Annotated in this window: 8 protein-coding genes and 1 pseudogene; 3 read left to right on the top strand and 6 right to left on the bottom strand. The window is 41.9% G+C overall.

Features of this window, described 5'->3' with window-relative positions:
* Nucleotide 1: 1 nt before the first annotated feature.
* A complete protein-coding gene (locus tag KQP79_RS07925) occupies nucleotides 2-1204 on the bottom strand; it encodes a hypothetical protein (RefSeq protein WP_061448593.1) in 1203 nt (400 codons plus the stop codon).
* Nucleotides 1205-1366: 162 nt separating this feature from the next.
* Here KQP79_RS07925 and KQP79_RS07930 point away from each other — a divergent pair, with 162 nt between their 5' ends.
* Nucleotides 1367-2545 carry an ATP-binding protein gene (locus tag KQP79_RS07930; RefSeq protein ID WP_004311727.1) on the top strand — a complete coding sequence of 393 codons (1179 nt, stop codon included), beginning with the start codon at nucleotides 1367-1369 and terminating at the stop codon, nucleotides 2543-2545.
* Nucleotides 2546-2577: 32 nt separating this feature from the next.
* On the top strand, nucleotides 2578-6126 hold the full coding sequence (gene nifJ, locus KQP79_RS07935) for a pyruvate:ferredoxin (flavodoxin) oxidoreductase (RefSeq protein WP_061448592.1): 3549 nt from the start codon (nucleotides 2578-2580) through the stop codon (nucleotides 6124-6126).
* Nucleotides 6127-6278: 152 nt separating this feature from the next.
* Here nifJ and KQP79_RS07940 read toward each other — a convergent pair whose 3' ends face one another.
* The 4 genes from KQP79_RS07940 to KQP79_RS07955 form a co-directional block, all read right to left on the bottom strand.
* Nucleotides 6279-7145, bottom strand: a complete 867-nt coding sequence (locus KQP79_RS07940) for a glycine betaine ABC transporter substrate-binding protein (protein WP_004312808.1) — start codon at nucleotides 7143-7145, stop codon at nucleotides 6279-6281.
* 20 nt (nucleotides 7146-7165) lie between these two features.
* On the bottom strand, nucleotides 7166-7990 hold the full coding sequence (locus KQP79_RS07945) for an ABC transporter permease (protein ID WP_015531536.1): 825 nt from the start codon (nucleotides 7988-7990) through the stop codon (nucleotides 7166-7168).
* On the bottom strand, nucleotides 7987-9213 hold the full coding sequence (locus KQP79_RS07950) for a quaternary amine ABC transporter ATP-binding protein (protein ID WP_061448591.1): 1227 nt from the start codon (nucleotides 9211-9213) through the stop codon (nucleotides 7987-7989). The genes KQP79_RS07945 and KQP79_RS07950 overlap by 4 nt, the downstream gene beginning before the upstream one ends.
* 298 nt (nucleotides 9214-9511) lie before the next feature.
* Nucleotides 9512-9850 (bottom strand): MGMT family protein, encoded by a 339-nt coding sequence (locus tag KQP79_RS07955; RefSeq protein ID WP_061448590.1) that lies wholly within the window; start codon nucleotides 9848-9850, stop codon nucleotides 9512-9514.
* 173 nt (nucleotides 9851-10023) lie between these two features.
* Between KQP79_RS07955 and KQP79_RS07960 the strand changes: the two genes are divergently transcribed.
* Nucleotides 10024-11229, top strand: a complete 1206-nt coding sequence (locus KQP79_RS07960; protein WP_224262624.1) for an LruC domain-containing protein — start codon at nucleotides 10024-10026, stop codon at nucleotides 11227-11229.
* A 141-nt stretch (nucleotides 11230-11370) separates the two neighbouring features.
* On the opposite strand, the pseudogene KQP79_RS07965 reads toward KQP79_RS07960, so the two are convergent.
* Nucleotides 11371-11820 (bottom strand): annotated as a pseudogene (locus KQP79_RS07965) (helix-turn-helix domain-containing protein); the annotation flags it as partial.
* Nucleotides 11821-11907 lie beyond the last annotated feature (87 nt).

Genomic DNA, 11907 nt, shown 5'->3' on the forward strand with positions numbered 1-11907 from the left:
GTTAAATATTATCAGGAGTTACCCATATCCACGCCCGATAACAACTTCTTCTATGAACAGGAACCAAAGGTAAATAACCGGAGTACACTCTACCTTCCCTGATCTCCAACGGATAAGTTGCGGACATTCGTTCATGTTCCTGCAAGGCTTCACCTTCCGAAGGATGATAATCAATCACAAAACGCCCTGTTGAATCAGAACGTACATAACGGTCATATAAAAAACGCGCAACAACTCCCATATTCATGCGCAGATTAATTTCCACACAGGGATGAATCCGAAAAAACAGCTTTTCATTTTCCGGAAACCGACAAATCATCATATCAACTCCAAGATAACCTTTATAAACGGTTCCTACCAACGCAGAAAGCCTGTATTTCAAACAGTTCTCCAAATCCGTCAGAACCTTTGAAGGGACATATTGCGAAAGTTGTTTCCAGATTGCCTCATTAGAAAGCAAACGATTCCCTTCATACATTCCACTCTTTCCGGTATGGAAGAGGGAATATCCCATAAATGTCACTTCACCTGTACCATCGGAATAAAACTCCATGGCAAAGTCTTCTACCTTATTATACATAGGTTCCGCAATGATTCCACCCTGCGAAGCAGCCACACGCGTACACCAACCGGATATAAAAGGAGTAAATATGCCTTTACACCAGTTCAAGCCTTTACCGCTTCCCGAAAGCGGAGCTTTCAACAGGCAGCATTCCCGCTCTTCCACAAAGGTTTTCCATTCTTCTTGTGTCTTCAAATAATAAGATTCTCCGCAGAAATATTCATTCAGTTGTAATTCCGGAAGCAATGAGACGGCTTTAGAACGATGGGAGTATTCCCGCAAACCGTCTAATTGCTCCATAGAAGGAAGCAGGGCTTCATCCATGCCCAGCCCTGAAAGCCGTTTCCGCAAAGCTACATCCCATCCCCAAGGACGAATATCCAAATTCGGTTCAATAGCAAGTTCCGGCTCTGTCATCAAATCAACCGAAAGTCCTAATAATTCCTGTATCTTCTTCACATAGCCGAGATTATAAGCGGAAGGAGCTAATACAGCACTCCCCTCCTCTGCATACCACATCGGAAGCAAAGCCAACTCGGAAGCCATACGTCTGGCCGAAGCCGGAGCCATATAGTTCGTTTCACCGCTGGCCAACGCCAAGTCATGTTCCGGATTGAATATATAAAGAGCCTTTTTTGTCATTTCAAATGAATTCAAAACTTTATTCTGCAAATATATACAGGAAATAGTCAGGAATGACTACAATAAACAGAAAGTTGGAATTAAACACACAATTTTGCCATCTCTACTTTGCAAATCCTAAAAAAAGCAGTATATTTGCCACCCGAAAAACAAAGAACTGAAATGGAATCATTCTACCGCACACACGCCTACCTCGTTGAGCACACCAATGCCCCCGTTCGCCGCGATCTTATGGACGAGATCGACTGGAGCGACCGCCTGATTGGTATCAAAGGGACACGTGGCGTAGGAAAAACCACTTTCCTTCTCCAATACGCCAAAGAGAAATTCGGGAACGACCGTTCCTGTCTGTTCATCAACATGAACAACTTCTATTTCTCGGGCCACAGCATTGTAGACTTCGCCAACGAATTTCAGAAACGTGGCGGAAAAGTATTGTTGATCGACCAGGTGTTCAAACATCCGGAATGGAGCAAAGAGTTACGCATGTGTTACGACCGTTTTCCTAACCTGAAAATTGTCTTCACCGGCTCGTCCGTGATGCGACTGAAAGAAGAAAATCTTGAATTACGTGATATCGCCAAGAGCTATAACCTGCGTGGATTCTCTTTCCGTGAATTCCTAAACTTGCAAACAGGCATGAAATTCAGGGCATATAGCCTCGAAGAAATTCTTAGCACTCACGAACAGATTGCCAAAGGAGTACTCTCCAAAGTCCGTCCGCTTGACTATTTTCAGGATTACCTGCACCACGGATTCTATCCGTTCTTCCTTGAAAAACGTAACTTTTCGGAGAATCTGCTGAAAACGATGAACATGATGGTGGAAGTAGATATACTTCTCATCAAACAAATTGAACTGAAATATCTTTCAAAGATAAAAAAATTACTATATTTGCTCGCTGTCGACGGGCCGAAGGCTCCAAATGTGAGCCAACTGGCAAGCGACATACAGACATCTCGCGCCACGGTGATGAACTATATCAAGTATCTGGCAGATGCGCGACTCATTAATCTGGTTTATCCGAAAGGGGAAGAATTCCCTAAAAAACCTTCGAAGATAATGATGCACAACTCCAACCTGATGTATTCCATCTATCCGGTGAAAGTGGAAGAGCAGGATGTGCTCGACACATTCTTTGCAAATTCTTTATGGAAAGACCATAAGGTACATAAAGGAGATAAAAACGTCTCTTTTATGGTGGACGAAGTAATGCCGTTCAAAATTTGCCAGGAAGGCGCAAAGATCAAGAACAATCCGAATGTAACGTACGCGTTGCATAAGGCTGAAATAGGTCGGGGCAACCAGATACCTCTCTGGATGTTCGGCTTTTTATATTAAAAGATTTATTTACTTAAATATTTAATTTAGTTATGACTAAACAGAAGAAATTCATCACTTGTGATGGTAACCAGGCTGCAGCGCATATCTCGTATATGTTCTCTGAAGTAGCAGCTATCTACCCCATCACTCCTTCTTCGACTATGGCTGAGTACGTAGACGAATGGGCTGCCGCAGGACGTAAGAACATCTTCGGCGAAACAGTATTGGTACAGGAAATGCAATCTGAAGGTGGTGCTGCCGGTGCAGTTCACGGTTCTCTTCAGGCTGGTGCGTTGACTACTACTTACACTGCTTCCCAGGGTCTTCTCCTGATGATCCCTAACATGTACAAAATTGCCGGTGAGTTCTTGCCTTGCGTATTCCATGTGTCTGCTCGTACATTGGCTTCTCACGCATTGTGTATCTTCGGTGACCACCAAGACGTAATGTCAGCTCGTCAGACTGGCTTTGCTATGTTGGCTGAAGGCTCTGTACAGGAAGTTATGGATTTGGCTGGTGTTGCTCACTTGGCTACCATCAAATCTCGTGTTCCGTTCATGAACTTCTTCGATGGTTTCCGTACATCTCACGAAATCCAAAAGATTGAAATGTTGGAAAATGATGATCTTGCTCCGCTGATCGACCAGGAAGCTTTGGCTGAATTCCGTGCCCGCGCACTGAACCCGATGAAACCGGTAGCTCGTGGTATGGCTGAAAATCCTGACCATTTCTTCCAACATCGTGAATCATGCAACAACTACTACGAAGCAGTTCCTGCTATCGTAGAAGAATACATGAATGAAATTTCTAAGATCACAGGTCGTAAATACGGTTTGTTCGATTACTATGGTGCAGAAGATGCAGAACGCGTAATTATCGCTATGGGTTCTGTAACAGAAGCTGCCCGCGAAGCTATCGACTACCTGGTAGCAAACGGCGAAAAAGTGGGTATGGTTGCCGTACACCTGTATCGTCCGTTCTCTGCTAAACACTTCCTGGCTGCTGTACCTAAGACTGCTAAGACTATCGCAGTTCTTGACCGTACTAAAGAACCGGGTGCTAACGGCGAACCTCTTTACCTTGACGTTAAAGACTGCTTCTACGGTGCAGAAAATGCTCCGGTTATCGTTGGCGGTCGCTACGGTTTGGGTTCAAAAGATACTACTCCTGCTCAAATCCTTTCAGTATTCGAAAACTTGGCTATGCCAATGCCGAAGAACCACTTCACTATCGGTATCGTAGACGACGTTACTTTCACTTCTCTTCCTCAAAAAGAAGAAATCGCTTTAGGCGGCGAAGGTATGTTCGAAGCTAAATTCTACGGTTTGGGTGCTGACGGTACAGTAGGTGCTAACAAGAACTCTGTAAAGATTATCGGTGACAACACTGACAAACACTGCCAGGCTTACTTCTCATACGACTCTAAGAAGTCAGGTGGTTTCACTTGTTCTCACTTGCGTTTCGGTGATAATCCGATCCGTTCTACTTATTTGGTAAACACTCCGAACTTCGTTGCTTGTCACGTTCAGGCTTACCTGCACATGTACGATGTAACTCGTGGTTTGCGTAAGAACGGTTCTTTCTTATTGAACACAATCTGGGAAGGTGAAGAACTGGCTAAGAACTTACCTAACAAGGTTAAGAAGTATTTCGCACAGAACAATATTTCCGTATACTATATCAATGCAACACAGATTGCACTGGAAATTGGTTTGGGTAACCGTACCAACACTATCCTTCAATCTGCATTCTTCCGTATCACAGGCGTTATTCCTGTAGACCAAGCTGTTGAACAGATGAAGAAATTCATCGTTAAGTCTTACGGCAAGAAGGGTGAAGACGTTGTTAACAAGAACTATGCTGCCGTTGACCGTGGTGGTGAATACAAGACTTTGGCTGTTGATCCTGCTTGGGCTAACCTTCCGGATGACGCAAAAGCTGAAAACAACGATCCTGCATTCATCAACGAAGTAGTTCGTCCGATCAATGCACAAGACGGTGACTTGTTGCCGGTATCTGCATTCAAGGGTATCGAAGACGGTACTTGGTATCAAGGAACTGCTAAATACGAAAAACGTGGTGTAGCTGCATTCGTTCCTGAATGGAATCCGGAAAACTGTATCCAGTGTAACAAGTGTGCATACGTTTGTCCTCACGCTTCTATCCGTCCGTTCGTACTCGACGCTGAAGAGCAGAAGGGTGCTAAGTTCGAACAACTGAAAGCTGTAGGTAAAGCATTCGACGGTATGACATTCCGTATCCAGGTGGACGTTCTCGACTGTCTGGGTTGCGGTAACTGTGCCGACATCTGTCCGGGTAATCCGAAGAAGGGTGGCAAAGCATTGACAATGAAACACCTCGAAAGCCAATTGGCTCAAGCTGAAAACTGGACTTACTGTGCTGAAAACGTGAAGACTAAACAACATCTTGTTGATATCAAGGCTAACGTGAAGAACTCACAGTTCGCTACTCCGTTGTTTGAGTTCTCCGGCGCTTGCTCTGGTTGTGGTGAAACTCCGTACGTGAAATTGATTTCTCAATTGTTCGGTGACCGTGAAATGGTTGCTAACGCTACCGGATGTTCTTCTATCTACTCTGGTTCTGTTCCTTCTACTCCGTATACTACAAACGAAAACGGACACGGTCCTGCTTGGGCTAACTCACTGTTCGAAGACTTCTGTGAATTCGGTTTGGGTATGGAACTGGCTAACGAAAAGATGCGTGCTCGCCTCGTGAAAGTGATGAACGAGGCTATTGCTGCTGATTGCACTCCTGCTGAAGTGAAAGAACTGTTCGCTGAATGGATCAACAATATGCTGGATGCGGACAAGACTAAGGAATTGGCTGCTAAGATCATTCCGGTTGTTGAAGCTAACAAGGATAAATGTAACCACTGCAAACAAATCGCTGAACTGCAACAATATCTTGTAAAACGCAGCCAGTGGATCATTGGTGGTGACGGTGCTTCTTACGATATCGGTTATGGTGGTCTTGACCATGTAATCGCTTCCGGTAAGGACGTTAACATCCTCGTTCTGGATACTGAAGTTTACTCTAACACAGGTGGTCAGTCTTCTAAAGCTACTCCGGTAGGTGCTATCGCTAAGTTCGCTGCTGCTGGTAAGCGCGTACGTAAGAAAGACCTCGGTCTGATGGCTACTACTTACGGTTATGTATATGTTGCACAGATCGCTATGGGTGCTGACCAAGCTCAAACTCTGAAAGCTATCCGTGAAGCTGAAGCATATCCGGGACCATCTTTGATTATCGCTTACGCTCCATGTATCAACCACGGTCTGAAAGCAGGTATGGGTAAGAGCCAGGAAGAAGAAGAAAAAGCTGTTAAGTGCGGTTACTGGCACTTGTGGCGTTACAACCCGGCTTTGGAAGAAGAAGGCAAGAACCCATTCCAATTGGATAGCAAAGAACCGAACTGGGAAGATTTCCAAGGTTTCTTGAAGGGTGAAGTTCGTTACGCTTCTGTAATGAAACAATATCCTGCTGAAGCTGAAGAACTGTTCAAAGCTGCTGAAGAAAACGCTAAATGGCGTTACAACAGCTACAAACGTTTGGCTAGAGAAAACTGGGGTGCTGAATAATAGTAATACCCTATAAATATAAAGCGGTAATCTTGTAGAAGATTACCGCTTTTTTATTGTATGAACTCTGTCTAACATAAACAATACTCCCTTTTTCCCACTAGAGTTCATGTCTATTTTATATTTAAAATTAAGAATCACAATGCTCCAATCTATTTATTCTCTGACTTCGGAATCCAACTATCCACCAACTGCCGATGTTCATCCCTCCATTTACGGGCTATTTCTTCTTCATCCATCCGGGCATCCTTCATAGCTGTCATAAAAGAGCTAAGTTCTTCTGTCGTTAGTTTGATGTTGCCAAAGAATTCGGCAGCAAACGGATCTTTCTCACTGAATCCTTTCCATGCAATAGCATGTATTTCTTCCAAGTCTCCATATACTTTCTTCGGATCATCCAAGAATTTCAAGTCAAACTGGTCGAACATCCAATGCGGTGTCCACCCCGTGATGACAATCCATTCTCCTTTGTCCATCGCTTTTTTCAAAGAAGCCAGCATGGTGGAACTACTTGAAGTCATGAGGGTATACCCATCAAGTCCATAAGCAGCAATGGCCTTATCGGTCGTCTTCATTATCCCTGCTCCGGCATCAATTCCCACTATTTCGGAAGAAAAACGGTCTTTGTTAGCTTCCAGCTCACTAATAGACTGGATCGTAACATATTGAGGAACAACCAGTCCTACACGGGCTTCTCCATATACCTCACCCAGAAATTCGATGCTGTCTCCATACTGATCCATATAATCTTTCATCGTTATTGGTAACCAGGCATCCAGAAACACATCTGATTTCTTTCCTGACATAGATACAAAAATAGGGGCAAGATCAGCATTTTGCAATTCAACCTCATATCCATGTTCTTCCAATACCACCTTAGCCAAATGGCTCATGGCAATACCTTCCAACCAATTGGCATAGGCTATTTTTACTTTCTTTTTCTCTAAGTCTGAATTAGTACAGGAAGCCAGCAAAAGTATAGCTGACAATACTATTCCTACTATTTTATATATTCTCATACGTATTTTATCCTTTCCGTTTAGTTCTTATTTTTTCGTCCTGCCATTCCTTGTGTGATACGGTCTAAGATGATAGCTAAAATAACAACTGCGATACCACCTTCAAACCCAAGTCCGATTTTCATTTGGGTAATACCTTTCAATACAATTTCTCCCAGACCACCGGCAGCAATCATGGCAGCAATGACAACCATAGAAAGCGACATCATTATTGTCTGATTGACACCTGTCAGGATGGTTGGCAACGCCAAAGGAAGCTGCACTTTATACAATAACTGCCAACGGGTAGCCCCGAACGAACGGGAAGCTTCCACTACATTTTTAGGAACTTGCCGAATTCCCAATCCAGTAAGGCGGACCACAGGAGGCATAGCAAAGATAATGGTGGCAAACACTCCTGGCACTGCTCCCAATCCGAAAAACAAAACGGCAGGAATCAGATAAACAAAAGCAGGCATCGTCTGCATCAAGTCGAGAACAGGACGAAGTATTTTCTCTGCACGCGGACTGTTTGCCGTCCACACTCCTAAAGGTACACCTACAATCAGGGCCAGACAGGTAGATGAAAAAACGAGAGCCAAGGTTTGCATGGTAGCCTCCCAAAATCCCATTCCATAAATCAGTAATAATCCCAATGCGGTGAAAATTGCCGTACCACGTCCTGCCTTCATCCATGCGAGTGCAGCAAGTACCAGGATGGTTATATAAAAAGGTATTCCAAAAAGTACGTGTTGGAATCCTATAATAAAACTACCGATGCCTGCATTTACGGCATCAAAGAAAGTGGAAAAATGTACCATCATCCAATTGATGGCCATCTCTATATATTGTCCTATATTTATCATAAATCTATTGCGTTTTGAATTATTTCGTTTATTTCTTCTTTATCTTTCCCCGTCACTTCGATGATTAAGGAGGAAAGCGGGATTGTTCCTAAAAACTCATGCGTCTCATCAATCACCCATACCGGCGAATTGCTCTTTGTCATTAAAGGAAGTATATCCTCCAACACTGTATTCTCCAATACAGAATGTACTTCGGTACGGACAATCGTTTCAATGGATTTTTCCTGTCTGCTACGTAACTTAAGCAGGTCGTTCAGACGTACTTCTCCGACCAGTTTATCATCGGCGTCTATGACAGGTAATACGGTGATATTCTTCGCACGCATCTTACGAATCAATACTTCAGGTCCCTCTTTCTTCAGACGGGCCACCAGTGGTTTGTCAATCATTAAAGAAGAAGCGGTGATAATTTTACTCCTGTCCACGTTTTCAACAAAACGGGCTACATAATCGTTAGCCGGTTCGGTCAGTATTTCTTCTGAAGTACCTACCTGCACCACCTCTCCGTCTTTCATAATGGCAATACGGTCGCCCAGTTTAATCGCTTCACTCAAGTCATGGGTAATAAAGACAATTGTTTTTTTCATCTTCGATTGCAAAGCCAACAGTTCATCCTGCATTTGCACACGAATCAGAGGATCGAGTGCAGAGAAAGCCTCATCCATTAGAAGTACTTCGGGATTATTAGCCAGAGCGCGGGCCAGTCCGACACGCTGTTGCATTCCACCGGAAAGCTCGCCTACCATCTGATTTTCATATCCTTTCAATCCGACAAGCTTCATACTTTCCATCGCTTTCTTCTCACGTTCCTCTTTCTTCACTCCCTGAAGTTCGAGACCGAACGCGATATTGCTCAATACGGAACGGTGAGGTAACAGACCGAAATTCTGGAAAACCATCGCCAACTCTTTCCGGCGAACTTGCAATAACTCTTTTTCGGATATTTTAGATATATCTACTCCGTTTACAAGCACTTGTCCGGCAGTAGGACGTATCAGACGATTGATACAACGCAGTAATGTCGATTTTCCACTTCCCGAGAGTCCCATTATCACAAAAAACTCTCCTTCATTAATTGAAAGATTGGCATCTTTCACTCCTACCGTACAACCGGTATCTTTCAGAATTTCCTCTTTACTCTTATCTTTTTTCAACATCTTGAGTGCTTTCTGCTTCTCGTGACCAAAGATAAGGTACAAATCCTTTATTTCTATTTTACTCATATAATATATTGGTTTAGATTATAATATTTGTTTTGTTTTCAACTGCCGCGTTCCTCATTCTCACTTACGATAAACAAGTTGAATGTTCGCATGGTTCAATCATGTCACATGGTAACATGACGATCCGACGTTTTTTAAATGGTTAAAGAAAACAGACTAAGTAGTTTAAAAGGAATAGAATTTGATAAGATTATCCTCTCAATGAACAGTAGAAAACAGTATTTTCATAAATAAATAACAGTCTGTTCTTGCATATTGTTGGCACAAAGATAAGGAAAATAGATTAAATATGCAAATTTCATTCAGATACGGAGTAATTCCAGAGATGCTTTTTCAAGTCTACGCATCCATTTTGCTTGAAAGAGATCCCTTCTTCCAACAAGAGTTGTTTCTGCTCTGTCCAATCCGGAACAAGGCGTCCCGATGCATTGACAACCCGGTGACAAGGCGCAGATAAATCATCCGGAATCTGTTTCAAAGCACGCCCCACCATACGGGAACATTGAGGCATTCCCAATAATGCGGCAATTCCCCCATAGGTAGAAACTTTACCTACCGGAATTTCCCGAACAACCTGATACACCTCTTGACAAAAGGATGCGGAGAGACTCGCTTTGTCTACTTTATAATCTTTCATCACTCAAACATTACTTTATTTCAGTTCCAAAACTAGATAAAAAGAAAAGAATTTGCAAATAATAAAAGCATTTCAAATAAAATATGCAACTTTATTTGCTTTATTTACAAATAATCCCGACCTTTGTACCCATTAAAAGCAACCCTATTATTAACAAAACAAGCACTGCTGTTATGAAAAAGAAAACTATCCTGTTCGCTTCTTGTTTATTGGGAGCACTGGCTTTCAGCTCCTGTGAGAAGAACCTTTATGATGAAAGTAAACAACCCGAGAAAGAAAAGAAGATGACTGACTTGGAAGTACCTGCCGATTTCGACTGGAAAGGTTCTCAAAATGCCAAAGTGAAAATTGCCAGTCAATCAACTGCTACTATTTCTGTATTTCTAGAAGAAAATTGCAATGAAGAGGCTTTGATGCTTCGAATGGATGTCGATGCCAACACATCAAAATTGGAACTCCCAATTGAAATTCCTGCATATATAAAAAATGTGTATGTAAAATATGGTAATGGCTCTGAAATACAAACTGTTCCTGTTGAAAGTAATGGTACTATTTCCATAGTAGTACCTGCTAACGCTACGGCATTATCCAGAGTTACCACAAGAGCTAATAAAGAAGTTGAAACGAACAACATCTTCAATTATCCGGGATATGGCAACGGAACTATTATGTTCGAAGATATGTATCCAGCTTTAGGCGATTATGATTTTAATGATTTTGTTGCATGGTATAATTTCCAAATTGACGGTTTTTATTGGAGTCACAATCAATGTTATGCAGAATACTTAATGATAGGATTCCAAATCAGAGCTATAGGAGGTATATATGACTACAATCCTTATATCCGCTTGGCAGAAGTACAATATAATGAACTTGATTTAGAAGAAACTCAAATGTATCTTGAGCGTAACAATCCTGAAGAGGCTGAAAATATCAAAATCCTAAAAGGCCCAAAAGGGGAATTGATTATTTCACTAAAGAAACCGGCCATTCCTAACGGATACAAGTATTATAATACGGAGGTAAATGAAAAAACAAAGCCTAAAAAAATGATGGCCATTTACTTGGTGTTCAACTCACCTGTTAACGTTAAAAGCCTACAAGACAGTAAAATGGACTTTTATATTGCAAAAACTAATAAAGGACAAGAAATCCACTTAAAAGGTTATAGCCCGGTTTATTATAACAGCAACGAAAGTTATGTAAATGAAGACAACTTTATATGGGGATTAAAAGTACCTGCATCTTTACATCATGCCAGAGAAGAAGTAAACTTCTTGGAAGCATATCCAGACTTTGAACAATGGGTAACATCGGGAGGTCAAGAGAACCAAAGATGGTGGAATAAGCCAAAAACGAATAAGTTGATTATGAATTAATAAATATACAGTAAATCATATACTGAATTAAATAAGAGGTAAGGTATGTCAATAGATTTCCTTACCTCTTATTTTTATCATATGAATTCCATAGAAGTATAAACAGATAAATGCTCACCACCAAATTTTGCAGATTCTATCCTATCCTTTCCTCTTCAACAAATCTGTCGGACTCTCTCCAAACTGTTCTCTATAACATTTAGTAAAATAAGAAGGAGAACTAAAACCAACTTCATAACCGATCTCTGCCACTGTCATATCCGACGAGGCAAGCAGAGAAGCAGCTTTCTTCAAACGAGCTATACGAAGCAGTTCATTCGGAGAATAATTAGTCAGAGATTTAATCTTGCGGTAAAGTTGCACACGACTTAATCCCATATCCTTACCCAAATCTTCTACATTCAAATTTGAATCTCCCATCTTTGCCTCAATCAGAGCTTTGAATTTTTCCACAAAGTCTTTATCCATATCACAGACATCCTCTTTCGCCAACGTTTGTCCGTCACCAAAAAACTGTTTCAGGCGGCGGTGTGAATCTATCAGATTACGAACGCGTGCCAATAGTAATTGCGAACTGAAAGGCTTGGAGATAAGTAACTAATTAAAATTAAGCAGCATTATGTTTAAGTTTAATACCCAAGGTATCCCCGACAGCCGCCAATGCCCTATTGACGGTGT

Origin of the sequence: Bacteroides sp. DH3716P, assembly GCF_025914115.1 — a bacterium.
Taxonomy (GTDB): Bacteria; Bacteroidota; Bacteroidia; order Bacteroidales; family Bacteroidaceae; genus Bacteroides; species Bacteroides ovatus.

Bases quoted from the DNA above. Each gene is read 5' to 3' on its own strand.
- KQP79_RS07925 (WP_061448593.1), bottom strand. From the start codon at position 1,204: ATGACAAAAAAGGCTCTTTATATATTCAATCCGGAACATGACTTGGCG.
- KQP79_RS07930 (WP_004311727.1), top strand. From the start codon at position 1,367: ATGGAATCATTCTACCGCACACACGCCTACCTCGTTGAGCACACCAAT.
- nifJ (WP_061448592.1), top strand. From the start codon at position 2,578: ATGACTAAACAGAAGAAATTCATCACTTGTGATGGTAACCAGGCTGCA.
- KQP79_RS07940 (WP_004312808.1), bottom strand. From the start codon at position 7,145: ATGAGAATATATAAAATAGTAGGAATAGTATTGTCAGCTATACTTTTG.
- KQP79_RS07945 (WP_015531536.1), bottom strand. From the start codon at position 7,990: ATGATAAATATAGGACAATATATAGAGATGGCCATCAATTGGATGATG.
- KQP79_RS07950 (WP_061448591.1), bottom strand. From the start codon at position 9,213: ATGAGTAAAATAGAAATAAAGGATTTGTACCTTATCTTTGGTCACGAG.
- KQP79_RS07955 (WP_061448590.1), bottom strand. From the start codon at position 9,850: ATGAAAGATTATAAAGTAGACAAAGCGAGTCTCTCCGCATCCTTTTGT.
- KQP79_RS07960 (WP_224262624.1), top strand. From the start codon at position 10,024: ATGAAAAAGAAAACTATCCTGTTCGCTTCTTGTTTATTGGGAGCACTG.